At 59.6% G+C, this 16,203-nt stretch carries 15 protein-coding genes; 3 read left to right on the top strand and 12 right to left on the bottom strand.

Features of this window, described 5'->3' with window-relative positions; all coding sequences use genetic code 11:
- Positions 1-6: 6 nt before the first annotated feature.
- The 7 genes from IK083_06785 to rpmH are packed head-to-tail and all read right to left on the bottom strand — an operon-like array spanning position 7 to position 5,066.
- Positions 7-1,143 (bottom strand): HD domain-containing protein, encoded by a 1,137-nt coding sequence (locus tag IK083_06785; GenBank protein ID MBR4749257.1) that lies wholly within the window; start codon positions 1,141-1,143, stop codon positions 7-9.
- A 10-nt stretch (positions 1,144-1,153) separates the two neighbouring features.
- A complete protein-coding gene (gene mnmE / locus IK083_06780) occupies positions 1,154-2,530 on the bottom strand; it encodes a tRNA uridine-5-carboxymethylaminomethyl(34) synthesis GTPase MnmE (GenBank protein ID MBR4749256.1) in 1,377 nt (458 codons plus the stop codon).
- A 4-nt stretch (positions 2,531-2,534) separates the two neighbouring features.
- On the bottom strand, positions 2,535-3,110 hold the full coding sequence (locus IK083_06775) for a KH domain-containing protein (protein ID MBR4749255.1): 576 nt from the start codon (positions 3,108-3,110) through the stop codon (positions 2,535-2,537).
- Positions 3,111-3,137: 27 nt separating this feature from the next.
- Positions 3,138-4,298, bottom strand: a complete 1,161-nt coding sequence (locus tag IK083_06770) for a membrane protein insertase YidC (GenBank protein ID MBR4749254.1) — start codon at positions 4,296-4,298, stop codon at positions 3,138-3,140.
- Positions 4,299-4,321: 23 nt separating this feature from the next.
- A complete protein-coding gene (gene yidD / locus IK083_06765) occupies positions 4,322-4,537 on the bottom strand; it encodes a membrane protein insertion efficiency factor YidD (protein ID MBR4749253.1) in 216 nt (71 codons plus the stop codon).
- Positions 4,534-4,875, bottom strand: coding sequence for a ribonuclease P protein component (gene rnpA, locus IK083_06760; GenBank protein ID MBR4749252.1), 342 nt, complete (start codon positions 4,873-4,875; stop codon positions 4,534-4,536). The genes yidD and rnpA overlap by 4 nt, the downstream gene beginning before the upstream one ends.
- Before the next feature lie 53 nt (positions 4,876-4,928).
- Positions 4,929-5,066, bottom strand: coding sequence for a 50S ribosomal protein L34 (gene rpmH, locus IK083_06755; GenBank protein ID MBR4749251.1), 138 nt, complete (start codon positions 5,064-5,066; stop codon positions 4,929-4,931).
- Between the two features lie 233 nt (positions 5,067-5,299).
- Here rpmH and IK083_06750 point away from each other — a divergent pair, with 233 nt between their 5' ends.
- Both IK083_06750 and IK083_06745 read left to right on the top strand, forming a co-directional pair.
- The gene (locus tag IK083_06750) at positions 5,300-6,103 is read left to right on the top strand and encodes a triose-phosphate isomerase (protein ID MBR4749250.1); all 804 of its coding nucleotides are present in this window, start codon (positions 5,300-5,302) and stop codon (positions 6,101-6,103) included.
- A 63-nt stretch (positions 6,104-6,166) separates the two neighbouring features.
- Positions 6,167-7,120, top strand: coding sequence for a hypothetical protein (locus IK083_06745; GenBank protein ID MBR4749249.1), 954 nt, complete (start codon positions 6,167-6,169; stop codon positions 7,118-7,120).
- 45 nt (positions 7,121-7,165) lie between these two features.
- Here IK083_06745 and IK083_06740 read toward each other — a convergent pair whose 3' ends face one another.
- The 5 genes from IK083_06740 to IK083_06720 are packed head-to-tail and all read right to left on the bottom strand — an operon-like array spanning position 7,166 to position 15,493.
- Positions 7,166-9,745, bottom strand: coding sequence for a hypothetical protein (locus IK083_06740; GenBank protein MBR4749248.1), 2,580 nt, complete (start codon positions 9,743-9,745; stop codon positions 7,166-7,168).
- 13 nt (positions 9,746-9,758) lie between these two features.
- The gene (locus tag IK083_06735; GenBank protein MBR4749247.1) at positions 9,759-10,400 is read right to left on the bottom strand and encodes an HAD-IA family hydrolase; all 642 of its coding nucleotides are present in this window, start codon (positions 10,398-10,400) and stop codon (positions 9,759-9,761) included.
- 11 nt (positions 10,401-10,411) lie between these two features.
- The gene (locus IK083_06730) at positions 10,412-13,729 is read right to left on the bottom strand and encodes a hypothetical protein (GenBank protein ID MBR4749246.1); all 3,318 of its coding nucleotides are present in this window, start codon (positions 13,727-13,729) and stop codon (positions 10,412-10,414) included.
- On the bottom strand, positions 13,726-14,367 hold the full coding sequence (gene eda, locus IK083_06725) for a bifunctional 4-hydroxy-2-oxoglutarate aldolase/2-dehydro-3-deoxy-phosphogluconate aldolase (GenBank protein MBR4749245.1): 642 nt from the start codon (positions 14,365-14,367) through the stop codon (positions 13,726-13,728). The genes IK083_06730 and eda overlap by 4 nt, the downstream gene beginning before the upstream one ends.
- Positions 14,368-14,383: 16 nt before the next feature.
- Positions 14,384-15,493, bottom strand: coding sequence for a hypothetical protein (locus tag IK083_06720; GenBank protein ID MBR4749244.1), 1,110 nt, complete (start codon positions 15,491-15,493; stop codon positions 14,384-14,386).
- Positions 15,494-15,634: 141 nt separating this feature from the next.
- On the opposite strand from IK083_06720, the gene IK083_06715 reads away from it, so the two are divergent.
- Positions 15,635-16,174, top strand: coding sequence for a hypothetical protein (locus IK083_06715; GenBank protein ID MBR4749243.1), 540 nt, complete (start codon positions 15,635-15,637; stop codon positions 16,172-16,174).
- Positions 16,175-16,203: the final 29 nt, after the last annotated feature.

The following is a 16,203-nucleotide window of genomic DNA, read 5'->3' as shown; positions in this document are numbered from 1 at the left end:
TGACTCCTAAAATATCAGGCCGGGCTCCGGCTTTTCCGGGGCCTCCGGCTCGGCTTCTTCCGTGTCGCCCTTCAAAAAGGCGTCTTCTATATCCCTGAGGCTGCCTGTGTCCATGAGAGGCTTGTCATCCTCGGGAAAAGCGCTGTCATCCTGCTCTCCGGGGGCGGCAGGGGAAAGGGGATCCTTTCTGTAGAGGCGTCTCTCCAGAGATTTGGCCGGCTTGGCCGTAAAATCGCCCTTTTCGTTGCGGGCGTTGGCATCGCCTATGGCGTCAAAGGCCTGAGTGACGCCGGCGCTGGTATAATCTGCGATAAACAGTATGATGGCCTCGGGGCTCTTGGGCCTCTTGGGAGAGCCCCACTCGTATTTGCCGTGGTGAGAGAGGATCATGTGCTCCATATACATGGCAAAGCCCCTGTCCAGCTGCAGCTCCTCGCAGGCTCTGCGGACCATCTGGGCGCCCATATAGAGATGCCCCAGCAGATGGCCCTCGGTGGTGAACTCTATGTTTGAATCCCAGCTGTATTCCGCGGTCTTGGCTATGTCGTGCAGCAGACAGCCGCCCAGCACCAGATCCCTGTTCACGCCGGGATACTGCTCCGCAATGGCCACGCCGGTCTTTGCCACCTGGAGAGTGTGCTCCAGCAGGCCGCTGATGTAGCCGTGATGCATGCTGATGGCGGCGGGAGCCACCCGGAACTTTTTGACAAAATCCTTGTTGCCGAAGAAGTAGTCCACCAGACTCCTGACCTGGGGAGTCGTGATGGTGTCCGTGAGAGCCTTCAGCTCGCCGAGCATTTCCTCCGGGTCTCTGGGAGAGCTCTTCATGTAATCAGACGGGTCAAACTCTTCGTCCACCCGGGTGATGTTGTCCACCTTCACCTGAGGGGAGCCGTTGTATTGGCTCAGGGTGCCCTTGACCTCGTACACCTTGCCCTCAAAGTATTTGTCGGCTTCGTTGGGCTTCACGTCCCACTTCTTGGCGTCTATGTCGCCTGTCTTGTCGGTGAGCTTGAGGCTCAGATAATAGCTGCCGTTCTTGCCGGTGCCCAGAGACTTAGATGACAAAACGAACCTGCCGTTGACCTGCAGGTTGGGTATCTGGTTGTTGATTATGTCCTTGACGTATAGGCTCTTTGGCATAAGCTTGTTCCTATTTTCCGATGCAAAAGCCCGAAAAGATGGTGTCCAGCAGATCGTCTGCTGCTCCGCTTCCGGTGATCCTGCCCAGGGAGAGAAGCGCTCCGCGCAGATCTATGGATACGAAATCTATGGCAAGGCCCATGCCTATGCTGTCCAGGGCTTTGTCCAGACTTTCGCGGGCTTCCTTCAGGCACTGGGTATGCCTCAGGTTCGTCATTACGACCGACTCCCGGGATAAGCTGTCACTTATAAATATATTATATATAGTTTTCACCAATAAATCAATACCTTCTGGGGCGGCGGCGCTGATCCGGACAGGTTTTTTTTCGGTGACGGAGCCTATGAGGCTCAGTATCTCCGCCTCCTCGTCCTCTCTCCCCAGGTCTGTTTTGTTGATGACCGGCAAAAACTCTTTGTCCGAGACCAGCTCCAGTATGCGGCGGTCCTCCTCCGACACGCTGCGGCCGGAGTCAAAGAGCACCAGCGTCAGGTCCGCAGTCCGGATGGCCTCCAGGGTCCGGGCTACTCCCCGGCTCTCCACCGGGTCCCGGGTCTCCCGCACTCCCGCCGTATCTATGAGCAGGCAGGGGATGCCGCAGATGTCCGTCTGCTCCTCCAGGGTGTCTCTGGTGGTGCCGGGTATATCGGTGACTATGGCCCTGTTTCTCTCCAGAAGGGCGTTGAGGAGAGAGGATTTGCCGGCGTTGACGCTGCCGGCCAGAGCGATCCTGATGCCGTCTCTGAACACGTGGGCCCGCTCCGAAGCGCCGATGAGGGCGTGGATGTCGCCCCTTATGCGCCGGCAGTCTGCCGTCAGAGTGTCTCTGTCCGGCTCGGGCACGTCCTCGGGAAAGTCGATGGCCGCCTCTATGGAGGCCACCAGGGCCAGCAGGCTCTTTTCAAAGGCGGCTATCCGGTCTCCCAGACCGCCCTCCAGCTGCCGGAGAGCCATGTTCTTGGCTTCCCGGGTGCCTGCGGTGATGACGTCGTTGACTGCCTCGGCCCGGCTCAGGTCCAGCTTGCCGTTGAGATAAGCCCGCCGGGTAAATTCTCCCGGCTCCGCGAGACGGGCTCCCGCTTCCAGCAGGGCCTCCAGCGCCTCTTCCAGTATGATCCTGCTGCCGTGACAGGATATCTCCACCGTGTCCTCTCCGGTGTAGCTGGCGGGGCCTCTGAACACGGTCATGAGGACCCGGTCTATGGGCCTGCCGTCCCTGTGGGACAGCACGCCGTAGAGAGCGGTGTGTCCGGCTGCTCCCTCCAGACTGCGGGAAAACAGGCTGCCTGCAATAAAAAAGGCATCGGAGCCAGAACATCTGATGACTCCGATACCTGCATTTCCCCTGGGAGTGGCTATAGCCGCTATGGTATCCTGCAAATAGGACATGTCGTTATTTGGGGGAGATGACTATGTGTCTTTCGGCCCCTGCGCCCTCGGAGTAGGTCTTGACTCCCGGCTCGTTGGCCAGCAGCATGTGGATGAAGCGGCGGTCCTTGGCGGACTGGGGCTCCATGACAGCTTCCTTGCCGTATTCTCTGACCATGGCGGCTATCTTGAGCACCTTTTCCTCCAGCTCCTTGGTCCGCTTGCTTCTGTGATTGTCTGCGTCCAGCACCACCCGCTTGCGGCAGGGATACTTTTTGTAGGCGGTCACGTCGGCCAGATACTGCAGGGCGTCTATGGTCTTGCCGTGCTTGCCTATGAGCAGGGCTATATCCGGCCCCACGAATTCAAAGTCCACGGTGCTGTCGGACTGTCCTCTGAGCCTGACCTCCGCGTCCAGACCCATGAGCCTGACGGTCTCGGACAGGAATTCAAAGGCCTTGTCGCTGTAGGCTGCCGACAGCTCGGCGTCGGAGACCTCTTCGGCCGGGGCGGCGGCGTCGCCTTCGCTCTCCGGCAGGGTCTCGGTTTCAACGATAGGGTTCTCGGGCTCTTCGCCCGTAAGATCTTTGATGTCTGACATTATGTTTATTCCTTCGGATAGTGATTGCTAACTGTTCTTTTTCATATAGATCCTGGTCTGGATGGTCTGGATCACGTTGAACACGAACCAGTAGAGCAGGAACGCGCTGGGAAAGCCCGCAAAGAAGAAGGCAAACATGATGGGGAACATGTAGCTCATCATCTTTTGCTGGGAGGCCTGCTGGGGATCCATGCTGGGACTCTGGTTCAGCTGCATGCTGAAGAAGGTGCTGATGATATACACCACCAGCAGTATCAGGTCCGCTTCGGACAGGTTGCCGGCGCTCAGCCACAGGTTCTGGGACTGGTTGCCGAACACGGGGATGGCCACCTTGTGGGTCAGGCCGGAGCCTATCCACAAAAAGGTGCCGTTGGCAAACTGCACCTCGTAGCTCTTGATACAGGCGTAGAGGTAAAACAGTATGGGCATCTGGATGAGGAGGGGCAGGCAGCCGCTCATGGGGTTGATGTGATGCTCCTTGTAGAGCTTCATGGTCTCTTCGCCCAGCTTTTGCTGGTTGTCCCTGTATTTGTCCTGGAGAGCCTTGACCTTGGGCTGGATGGCCTGCATCTCCTTCATGGACTTCATCTGGGCGTTGGTAAAGGGGGTGAGAGCCACCTTGACCACCACCGCTATGAGGATGATGGCGAACCAGTAGCTGAAGGAGGGGTTGCGGCCGGTCATTCTGACCAGCATGTCCATGAGCTTGTACTGGAGCTTGTGGCTGTTTTCCTTGTCCAGCTTGACAGCTACCTCGGCCTTGTAATCCTTTGCCTCGGCGATCTTGTCCTGTATCTCCTTGACCTCCGCCTCGGTAAAGCCGATCCGCTCCAGAGTGGCGGGGTCCTTGTCCCAGCGGGTGACCAGCTGCTTGAGCTGCTCGTAGGCCATGGTCAGGTTCTTTTTGTTGCCCACGCCCTCCGCCTTGATGCGGGCCAGCTCCAGCTGACTGAAGATGGCCTGGACGGAATCCTTGGTGGTCTTGCCCTTGACTATGGAGTTGAAGGCGTCCTCCGCCGCCTCAAAGTTCTCTTTTTTGGCGGTGGAATCCCGGGTCTCCCCCAGGGCCTTCTCCATGTATTTCATACCCTTTTGGTATTCGGCCTCCGCCTTGCTCTGGGCAAAGACGGACATACTGCAAAGAAGTATGACGGCAAGAAGCCCGGCTATATATGCTGTTTTTGACATGTGTCTCTCCGGAATGGTCGTCTCTATGGCAGGGGATCGTCTCCGCCCTTGCTGAACGGATTGCATTTGCATATCCGTATCAGGCCGAGAAAGCACCCCTTGAATACACCGTATTTCTCTATTGCCTGAGCGGTGTATTCGGAACAGGTGGGCCGGAAACGGCAGCTGGGCGGCAGGAATTTGCGGGAAAAAGGCTGATATATGCGGCGGATAAAGAATACCAGCAGTCTGCGGATCAGCATTTGTCGAGCCCGGCTTTTTTCAGCAGGGAATGCAGACAGCGGCTTATCTCGCCGAATTCGGCGCCGGCAGCGTCCTTTCTGGCTACAAACACCAGGTGGGTGCCCGGGCGAAGCCGGGCCATGGTGTCCCGCAGCGCTTCCGAGGCGCGGCGTTTGATAAGATTGCGCATGCAGGCCTTGCTCACCTTTTTGCTGATGGAAAAGCCGCACAGGGCAGCGGGGGTCCCGGTCTGATATACATACATAACAAACAGGTCAGAAACATAGCTTCTGCCCCTGTTGTACACTTTTTTAAAATCCCGCTGCTTTTTCAGCCTGTTGGCTTTTCTGAGCATACACGCGCACTGCGGCCCCGGGACAGCTGAGGGCTGTCACCGGTCGCCGTGGATCAGACGGTGGTCAGAGCCCATCTGCCCTTTTGTCTGCGGGCAGCCAGCACTCTTCTGCCGCCTTTGGTGGACATTCTGGCCATGAAGCCGTGTACTTTGTGCGCCTGGCGCTTTTTGGGATGATATGTGGTCTTCATTTATGTAGTCTCCGATACTGTTATCACAACAGATATTATATCACTTTTCCGCGTCAAATGCAAGCGGTGGCCGCGGGGGCTCCGCCGCAGGGACACGCATATATATGATACCATATCCGCCGCCGTTTTTCAAATGCCCCCTCCGCCGGGGCGTTTTGGCCGGGGCGTCCTTGTCCGGAGGAGACTGTTTGTGGTATAATAATATATGTGAATCATACATCAAGGAGTTTTGAATGAGAAGACCATTTATAGCCGGAAACTGGAAGATGAACATGCTCATAGAGCCCGGCAAGGCGTTGGTGGGCGCCCTGAAGCCTCTGGTAGCCGCTTATGACAACGTGGATATCTGCGTGTGCCCCACGGCAGTAGCCATATCGAAGATAGCCGACGAGCTGAAGGGCTCCAACATCATGGTAGGCGCCCAGGGCTGCTTCTGGAAGGAGTCCGGAGCCTGGACCAGCCAGCTGGCTCCCCAGATGCTGAAGGATGCCGGAGCAGAGTGGGTCATCCTGGGCCACAGCGAGACCAGAGGCCGCTTCGGAGTGTCCGACCCCGAGCTGGAGTCGAGACTGTCTTACTTCGGCGAGTCCGACGAGACCGTGAACGCCAAGGCCAAGTTTGCCTTTGAAGCGGGTCTGAAGACCATCATCGCCTGCGGCGAAATGCTTTCCGAGAGAGAAGCGGGCAAGACCGACGAGGTCATCAGCTGCCAGATGAAGAAGGACCTTGCGGGCTTTTCGAAGGAGCACGCCATGTCCATGGTCATAGCCTATGAGCCCGTGTGGGCCATCGGCACCGGTATGACCTGCGACAGCGCCGAGGCCGACAGGGTCTGCGGCCTGATCCGCTCGGTGGTGGGCGAGATGTACGGCGAAGCCGTCGCTCAGGCCGTCCGCATCCAGTACGGAGGCTCCATGAAGGCTTCCAATGCGGCCGAGCTGCTCTCCAAAGAGAACATAGACGGCGGACTTATCGGCGGCGCCGCCCTGAAGGCTCCCGATTTTGCCGCTATCATCGAAGCCGCCGCCAAGGCTTAGAGTTTGCATACAGTATCCGGAAGGAGATGATCTCTTTCCGGTTTTTTTACGGAGAAGCGCCACTTGAAACCCATCAAATATATCAATTATTGGCTCGAAGCGCTGTATTTTGCCTTTTTGTACGCGGTGTTTCTGGCGGCTCTGGGGCTGGCATCGGTCAGCAAGGCTTTTTATATCCTGCCCTGCGCCGCCGTGCTGTGGAAGCTGTTTTCGTACCATATAGTGCTCCCGGGGTTTGTCAGGGGGCGCCGCCTGAGAGCGGCCGAAAAATACGAAGAGAGCCTGGCCTGCTACCGGGAGACTGCAGAGCTCCTGCAGCGGAAGCCCTGGCTGGACAGATACAAGTATCTGCTCATGGCCAGCTCCCTGAGGATCAGCCTGCTGTCCATATGCTACAGCAACATAGCCGATCTCCTGCAGCTGTGCGAAAGGCCGGGAGAAGCCCGCAAGGCGGCCCGGGAGCTGTGCGCCCTGGAGCCTCTGGGGGTGGTCAGCGAGTTCATGAGGGAAAAATATTCTCTGCCTGCGCCCCGGCTCTACGCCAACTCCTTCGCCGATCTGAAGGAGCTGGTGTCGGCCACCGTGCCCTGGATAGAGTCGGTGCACATACTGGTGTGTCTGGCGCTGCTCCTCTTCAGTCTGGTCAGCATGCCCACTCCCTGGCTGGTGTCTCTGTCGGCCGCATTGATAGTGGGGGTGTATTTCTTCTGGCGCTTCGGCCTGCCGAAGCTCTGCTTTCGGGGCATTGATTCCCCGGACGACGGGGTGAGGCTGGCCGGGTGTCTCAGGGCTCTGGAGACTCTGGAACGGTGTCCTTTTCTGGAGCGCTTCCGCAGGATCATATTTCTCTCCGCGGGCCGTATGTCCTACAGAGACTGTTTTCACGCCTCCTGTTTTATGCTGACCCTGCTGAAAGAGGACAGGGCCGCGGCAGAGGAGCACGCCCGCCTGATCACCGACCCGCCGGTGAGAGACGAATGCCTGGCCCTGCTGGCCGGCGACAAGCCGGCGGCCTGATACGGAGCGTCCCGTTTTGCATGGAGCAAAACGGGACGCAGGTCTTTATTTGCAGGCGAATATATCGTCTATGGCGAACCGGTTGTCGAAATTCGCTCCGTAGAATGCGAATATCCTGATGAAGTTGAGCGCGGCCGGATCAAAATCGCCTGTGGGGTTGGCGCTTTCAAAGGGCAGGTATATTTCGTTCTTGCCCTTGTGCAGCAAAAACACCGGCAGGGACCAGGACAGCATATTCTCGTCCTGCTTCTTTCCGGAGCCTATCTGTATCTGGCTTCCCCATATGAGATTGTGATAATCGTTGACCCAGATGGTCATATGCAGCCTGCCCCCGGGATAACAGGACGAGATGTCCGTGTCCGGTATGCGGGCCACCACTATGTTTTCCGGGCTTTTGCCCGTGCCTTCCCTGTACCAGGCCTTCCCCGAGGCTGTCATGGCCGGGTCGTCGGTCAGGACCGCTTCCTCCAGCCCTTCCGCCGTGTCGCAGTCCCAAACGGCTGCTTTTTGCGTGTAGCGGTATTCGTCGGTCCTGCCGGCGGCAGAATCATAATCGGTCTCGGTCTGGTAGCTGATGGCTATACGGTTCAGTATTCTGGCCTTCGAATCCTCGCTGCATATGATGGACCCTCCGCAGCTCCTCAGGGAATTGATCACCAGCAGGTCGCTCTTTTCGCCGGCCAGCAGCTGATAGCCGTACATGAAGTCCGAGGACACGTTGATCAGGGTGCCGGTGGAGCCCCGGGCTTCCAGCAGATGATTGGGAGCATACATAAACAGGTTCAGCAGGCTCTCGTTTTCCGCCCCCTCGAGCCTGAAGGTGGTGCAATAGCGCCGGACCACCAGGTCTCTGATGACAGCGCCCAGACCCATCCAGCTCAGGTCCCTGTCCGCATATTCCGGGTCGAACCAGGGGTTCAGACAGTGGCGCTGGGTAAAGTGTATGTTGGCCAGCACCCCTTCTATGTGGCCGTCCCTGCCTCCCGCTTTGATGTGTGACAAGTAGCTGACTCCGAAGACCTGCCTGATACAGTGCCGGTCGCAGCCGGTAAAATCTATGCCCGTAAAGGCTGCCGTGATCACCGAATTCGTCACGTAGACTCCGGGGCCTTCGCCCCTGATGCACACGGACCCGGTCTCGGGAGCGTCGGCTGCGATGAGCCTTTCGGCACTGGCTGCGTCAAAGGCGGGATAGAGGACCCGCAGGCCGTTTATGCCCGCATCCTCCTCCAGAGTGATGGCAGTCCCTGTGTTGACGTAGGACAATATCACCGTGCCGCCGCAAAAGCTGGTGGTGTCCTTGATGAAGATGGGCGCGTTGCCGGACAGCTGGACTCCCCGGGGGACCCGGATGGGCTTGTAGAGGCTGTATATGCCCGCGGGCAGATACACCACGCCTCCGGTGGAGGCAGCCCTGTCCAGAGCGCGCTGCAATTTGCCGGAGATGTCTATGGGCTTTTTGGAATAGCCCGCCGTCTCCACCACTGTGAGCCGGGACGCAGGCTTTTTGTAATCGCCGTGGGTCAGGGGAGGGGCAAAGGACAGGTCCGCGTCGTTGACGATGTATCTCCTGCCGGAGACCCGGCCCTTTATTTTCATGCCGCAGAGCTTCAGCATGCCCACCCGGGAATTGCAGATGACGGCATCACTGAGGCCCTCTATCTCTCCCCGGCTCACCACTGCGCCGGCCCAGTCGTTGAGATTCTCGCACAGGATGCCCGTGCCGCAGTTCCTGATGTGGACCTCGTAGAGGAGCCCCCAGAATTGCTTGGGCAGGAAATGGATGCCTGTCTTGCAGCCGTCTATATATATTTCCGACAGGGTCTCGTCGTCCAGCCAGCCCATTACCAGACCCTCGGCGTTGCCGAGGCACCAGCTCTTCAGGGCTTCGGGGGAGGAACACCCGTATTTGGCTGCCTTCAGCCAGAAATCGGGGCTGATGCGTATGTCGGAGGAGTAGCCCACGTCTGTGGAGGAATCCATGAGTATCGCCCTGTCCAGAGCGCAGATGCACAGCTTTTCCAGCTGGCACAGCTCATGCTTGCCCTCGGCCGAGACGCCTCTGTAAGAGTTGATCAGGGTGATCCGTCTCAGGGTGCTGCAGGACACGTTGTCCATCAGCATGGTGAAGCCGTAGGGCACGGGCTTTTCCGCCGACTGCAGGGGATACCAGACCGTGAGGCCTATGATGCCGCTGTTGCCAGACAGGGTAAAGAGCGGCCGCGCCCTGGTGTCGTCCTTTTCCTCGGGGGACAGGGGCTCCGGCTTTGCGATGATCACTGTGCCGAAGTCCGGCTTGTCCGCGGAAAGGGGGTCCTGCCAGTCGCCTCTCAGGGTGACTCCCTGAGGGATGTGCACGCTGCCCTTCAGCAGGTATTCGCCCACGGGCAAAAACACGGTGCCGCCGCCGGTGGAGTCGCAGAGGTCTATGGCCCGCTGCAGGCCTTCCGAGCAGTCGGTCTTGCCGTCCGGGACCACTCCCAGACTCTCGTCCGCCAGCACGTTGACTATGGGTACGCCGTCTGTGGGATAGACGGTCTTTGCGATGGACACGGCAAAGGCGCCCCCCGCGCACAGGGCCAGCATAAGGGCCGAAATGATGATAGCATACATGTATTTTTCCATATCGATTTCTCTGTTATTCCAGAGCCTCGGGAGGCACGCAGCTCAGGTCCCGGGCATGATAGTCGGCCAGGCATAGCTCTTCTTTGGTAAAGGAGCTCAGGATGCCCAGAGCGGTCATGCCCGCGTTCTTGGCGGCCTCGACGCCGTTGACGGCGTCCTCCACCACCAGACAGTCTTCGGGCCGGAGGCCCAGGCGCCGGGCCGCCAGCAGGAAAATGTCCGGCGCCGGCTTCTTGCGCTCTATGTCCAGCCCGTTGATCACTGTGTCAAAGCTTTCGAAGGGGAGGCCTATCTCCGCCAGATTGGCTCTGACCTTCACCAGGTCGGCGCTGCTGGCCACGGCCAGCTTCAGACCCTTTTTGCGGCAGTCCGTGACAAAGTCATACACGCCGTTCATGGGCTTCAGGCTGCCCTTGATGATGTCGCAGTAAATGGCGTAGGTGCGGGCCTTGACCTCTTCTATATCCACCTTCAGGCCGTATTTTTCGGCCACTCCGCCTATATAGCGGTTTTCGCCGGCCCCCACAAAGGGGATAAAGTCCTCTTCCTTCACGGTCAGGCCCTTTTCCGCAAACATGAGGATCGCGGCCTTGCAGATGAAGGGCTCGGAGTCGCACAGGACTCCGTCCATGTCAAAAATGATGCCTTTGATCAATATGAGCTCCTCTATCGGTATTCCAGATCTATCACGGCCTTCTCGCCGAAGGCGCCTGTTTCCAGAGCCGCCATCCGCAGGGTGACCTGCTTCGGGCTGCCCTTCAGGGTAAAGGTGTGGACGTCGGCGGTCCCCAGATAAGCCGTGTTGCTGATGATGGGGAAGAATTCTTCCGTCCCGTCATAGGAGACCGTCAGGCCCACCTGGCCCTTGCCTCCGGAGGCCCTCCACATAGCCTCTCCCGTGTTGGCTGCCCGCACCTTCAGGACCACGGGCCGGTCCTTATCCACAGTCACTGAGCCGCTCCGGATGAGCGCGGTGCCGTTTACGTCTATCAGGTCAAACTCCGACTTCAGGTATTTCAGAGGCCCCTTGCCGTTGTAGGGCACGTTGCCGGGACACACCAGGGGAAAGTCGGCGCTGTCGCTGACGCTGCCCGGCGTGGCCAGGTCCACTCTCTTGCCCTCCAGGGTGAGCCGGGCTATCTTCTCGGCGTATTCGTCAAATACGCCCGCGTAGCCGGTCACGTAGTCGTCCCTGTCTATCACAATGGTCTCGTCGGGGAAGGGCTTTGACAGGCTATAGCCCTGTTTGACTTTCTCCGCCGTGTCCCTGATGGCTATTGCCGCCGGCCTGATGGTGTAGTCGGGGCTGATGATGCCGAAGTCCGAGGCTTCGCCGGTGCGGTAGCCGCCGGGATACCACCAGCCCAGGCCTCCGTTGGCCCGGGTCTCCGCCAGGAATTCACCCATGCCTCTGTAGTAGTCCCCTTCCTTGTCCAGATTGGCGTCGCCGCAGTGGGGCAGGTATTCCTCCTGCTTCAGGGCCACAAAGAGAGGCGAGCCGTATTCGGGCCACACCACAGGCTTGCCGCCGGATACGAACCGGCCGTAGATGTTGTTTATCTGACCCCTGAGAAAGCCCTCTCTGTCTCCGCCTATGTTGTAGGCCTCGGGGGCCGTGTAGTCCAGGTGCCGGACGCCGGACCTCAGGTCAAAGGGAAACATGTGGGCTATCCAGGAGGCGCCGGTGCCGCCGTAGCCGCTTCTGGCCCCCATGAGGGTGTAGGGGTCAAAAGTCCTCAGGCGGGAGACTATCTGCTGAAAGCCCTTGCTGATATGGTCGTCCAGGAAGCTCCTGTAGGCCGCTATATATACGGCGGGGCTGCCCTCCGGCTCCATGATCATTTTGTCGTCGGGGTTGGCGTAGAAGCCGTCCTCCTGCCGCGGCGTATAGTCCCACTGGGCAAAGGCTTCCTCATAGGAGCCGTAGCTGTCCAGTATCCACTGGTTCCAGGCTTCGTCAAAGCTCTTGCGGGAGCCGTGGTTGCCGCAGTTCACCTCCCAGCCCAGATCGTAGGAAAACATGGAGGGGCTCTGGGCCACCCGGGCTTCTCTGAGCAGGGCTTCCGCCTTGTCCGGGTTCAGGTGAAGAGGGTGGCACCCGTCCACGTACAGATGCACCTTGATGCCGTATTGCCTCAGTCTTTCCAGCAGGTCCCTGAGGGGGTTGGCCTCCTGCTCTTTGGTAAACTGGATGCTGATGCAGTTGGTCCCCAGATACCGGAGTATCTCCATGTCCCTTTCGATAAGGGCGGGGTCATACTGCTCGGGGAACAGCCAGGTGATGCGTCCGTAGTCGGCGGGCTGCCGTCCCGAGGCGTACAGAGGCCAGTAGTTGATGCCCCAGGGGACCCACAGCTCGCCGCCGCACAGGAAGTTGCCTTCGCTGACGGTGACTATGGTGTCCGGGGTGCGGGCCTCCGGATCAAATACCGAGAACTTTTGGGTCAGAGTGTCCAGCAGCCTGCCGTCGGAGGAATAGAGAGCCGAGGTGGTCTCGTAGAGACCCGGCGGCAGATCCTTCAGGCTGCAGTCAAAGGTCTGTTCTTCTCCGGGCCTGAGGGTCAGGTCGCCGGAGACGTTTTTCAGCAGCTGCCCTTTGCGGTCGGACACGGTGAGCCGGACCCGGGCCGCAGCCCCGGCGCCGGCGATGACGGCGCAGCCTGCTCTGACCGTATCTCCGGGGAGATACGAAAAGACCTCGGCGCCGGCCTTCACCAGACGGGGCTCTCCCGCAAACACTGCCGCCATCTTGTCCAGCAGGGCGGCCAGATAGTCGGGGCTCTTCTCCAGAAAACCGGGATCATGGCCTATGTAGCCCCATATGGACCCGGGGGCGTCGGCGGAGGAATAGTTCACCAGTATTTCCGCGGCTATCCCCGTGACGCTGCCGTTTTTGAGGCAATAGGCGAGGGGTATCTGTCTGTATTTGCCTGCGTAACCGAGTCCGTAGCCCCGGTTCCTCCAGAGAGGCGCGGTCACCGGGCCGGAGCAGGGTATCTCGAGGCCGTCAAAGGTCCTGACGGCGTCCGTCCGCCGGTTCTCCCACACCATGCTGGCCGGATAGAGGGATTCCATCACACCCGGCTTTTCGCCGGAGGTCTCGGGCAGGGAGCCTGTCCGGATGTCCGTCACCCAGGCCTTCTGGGGCTTGCCTGTGACGGGGTCCGAGGTCATATAGGCTATCTCCATCCTCTTTATGCGGGAAAATCTGATGTGGTCCCCGGCGCCTCCTCTGGTCAGGGAGGGGGGATCGTTCCAGAACACAAAGTCCGAGGGGTCCACGGCGTAATATTTGAAGTCCTCTGTGAGGGCCAGCTTTTTCAGCCAGCGGGTGCCGTCCGTTTCCATGAAGCCTATCCACAGCTCCCGGGTGTTTTTGTCGCCCCGGGCGCCGAAAAGGAGCACGCTGTCATCGGAGACCCTGCCTTCGGGCAGGTCCCAGAGAAAGACGCTTTCCCAGCTGTGGACTGCGGGACTGGCGACACACACGGCCCGGTCCCCGCCGCTGCCTTCGGACAGGGCGGTCAGGGTCTTCTCTTCCTTTGAGTCGTTCAGCTCCAGCCCGGAGCAGGTCTCGGGAGTAAAGGCTATGAAGGTGTCGGTGGCCCGCTCATAGAGAGCCTTGCCGGTCTCCTCTGCCGAATACAGACGGCCGTCTATCTCGGTCAGGGGTTCGGAAAAGGGCAGTCCGCCGATGCCCAGATAGTATCCGCCCTGTTTGATGAATTGGTTGAAGTCATGGCCTGCGGAGGCGGGGAACCTGGCGGCGTCCACCACCACGAGCACGTCGCCTGCCGTGGCGCTGAGGCTCCCGATGTCACCCTGGTCCGCCGCTTTGACCGCAAAGCCCATCCCGGCAAAGGCAGCCTCCGCCTTTTGGGTGATGAGGCTGCTGCGGTCGGAGTTCAGTATATAGGCCGTGCCTGCATAAACGGGAAGGCAGACGAGCAGGACGCATATGGTCAGCAGTATTCTCGGCGTCATTTTGCTTGCCTGCACTTTCCGATGATCTCTACGCTGATCCTGCAGAGCTCGGTGATCCGCTGCCAGTCCTTGTTCTTGATCAGCTCCGCCGTGGCGATGTAGGTGCCTCCCACACAGGCTGTGGCGGGGCAGGAAATGTATTCTGCCAGATTGTCCGGGGACACGCCTCCCGTGGGGATGAACTTTACCATGGAGTAGGGGCCGGACAGGGCCTTGAGGGTCTTGACTCCGCCGAAGGCTCCGGCGGGGAAAAACTTCAGGGTGTCAAGGCCGTATTCCATGGCCGCCTCTATCTCCGTGGGGGTGCATACGCCGGGATATACAGGCAGATCCCGGATAATGGCGGCGTGGGCCGTCTTGGGGTTGAAGCCCGGCGACACTATGAAGCGGGCTCCCGCATCGGCGGCCATGCTCACCTGATCGGTCTTGAGCACAGTGCCGGCTCCCACCAGTATCTCGGGCCAGCGCTCGGACATGAGCCGTATGGCCTTGTCGGCTCCGGCGGCCCTGAAGGTGATCTCGGCGGTGTTGACCCCGCCTGCCAGCAGGGCTTCTCCCAGAGGAACAGCGTCCTCGGGGTCTGCCAATTTGATCACAGGTATGATGCCTGTCTGAGTCAGTTGTTCGGTGATGGTCATATCTTTCTCCTCGTGTTTACCAAATGGGCTCCGGGATGTCAAAGGGCGCCCGGAACAGAGTGTCGGGCAGGGGATGGGCCGGATCCTTTTTGTGGAGTATTATCTCGCACAGGGTCTCCACGTCCCCCGGGGTGTGGGCATGGGCGCCTTCTCTGAAATACCAGAGCAGGTTGTCCTCAGCGCCCAGCATCCTGAATACTTCTTTTGCGGCCAGTGTGGTCTGCAGGGAGCCCACGGGGTTGGCCCAGAAATCGGCGGCAGCCTCCGAGACGAACAGGACCCGGGGGGCGATGAGAGCCTTCAGAAAATGGCAGTCAAAGGGCAGCCGGGTCTCGTCGTCGCTGTATTTGCCCATCTCCGGGCCCAGCCAGAAGTCAAAGTGGGACCACAAGTCCGCCAGCGTCTCGCTCCTGCCTTCCCTGTCGCCGCTGCGGCCGCTCATGTGTATCCTGTAGCAGCCGCAGGCTCCGGCGCAGGTCTCGTTTGGATTCACTATGGCGGCCCGGGTGTCCGCGGCGCCTGCCAGAGCCACAGTCTTGCCGCCCCGGGAGTGCCCCGTGAATACCGTCATGCTCAGGTCAAAATGCTCCAGAGCCAGTATTTCCAGAGCGTCCACGCAGCGGCTGTAGCCCCAGGCCCAGGCGCCCAGAGCCCCGAAGGTGTATCCGGGATATACGTCGTAGAGGCCTCCCTGTCTGCCGTTGGCCCTGACGTCGGCGGCCAGGACGGTCCGGTCAAACAGGCACCAGCCTATCTGACGGCTGAGGGCTGCGTCCAGATAGCCCGGCTCCAGAAAATAATTGAAGCTCATATCCCCGTCTATGATCACCGGGGCGTTCTTGCTGTGGGGAAACAGCAGCTTGACGGGAAAAGACACCTGCTTTTCCCGGGTCCCCGCCGTAATGAGGCAGGATATGGATTCGTGGCCCTTGTACAAAAGCCGGACCTCCATGACCTCGGGGGGAGGGGGCAGGGTGCCGTATTGCAATTCCACGGCGGCGCGGTATATCTCCTGCCTGCGCTCCGGCCACAGCTCGGGAGTGTCGGCTCTCCGGCCGTCGTCCATGAGAAATACGTCCGGCAGCCCGGCCAGGACCTCGTATTCGGTGATCTCTGTAGGTGTCATATGAAGCCGTCCTTCTTCTGATTTGCATCGTTGTTAATACTATTATAGCATATCCCGGGGCTTCTGTAGCCCGCCTGACGCAAAAACTGCTTGTCGGCGGGCGCCGTATGTGGTATAATGGAGCCGGCAAAGGAAAGATATATGAAAAGATCTGTAACAAGGGCCCTGGCGGCCGCAGGGGTCATCATCCTGTGCGCGAGCCTGGCAGGAGGATTGTGGCTCCGGGAGAGAGGCGGCCGGACGTCGGACGAGGCGTCTCCGGCCGGGGAGGAGACCGTCACGGCTCCGGCGGAGCCCGAGACGGCCCTGCAGCTTGCAAAGGCCTCAGGATTGCCTGCGGTGATATGCTACGGAGACAACTCCTACGAGGGCAGAGGGGATATGCAAAGGGCCATAGAGAGGGTAGAAAAGGAATACGCAGACCGGGTCCTGGTCCTCTACGTCAACACGGAGGAGGAGCCGGATATGGCCCGGGACGCCTTCCTTCCGGCCCTGCCGGTCATAGTGTTTGTCGGGGCAGGGGGCCTCGCCTACGTGCCCGCGGAGAGCACGGATCAAAAATACGGGTTTCAGCTATACCTCGACCCCATGACAAAAAAGCCTCTCTACACCTACCACCTGGGCTGTCTCAACCGGTGGGCCCTGAGAGAGATACTGAACGATTTGCTGGAAGCGCAGTAAAAGGGGCAGCGTCTGCGACGCCGCCCCTT

Source organism: Abditibacteriota bacterium, from assembly GCA_017552965.1.
GTDB lineage: Bacteria > Armatimonadota > UBA5829 > UBA5829 > UBA5829 > RGIG7931.
This window is presented reverse-complemented; position numbering and strand designations above follow the sequence as displayed.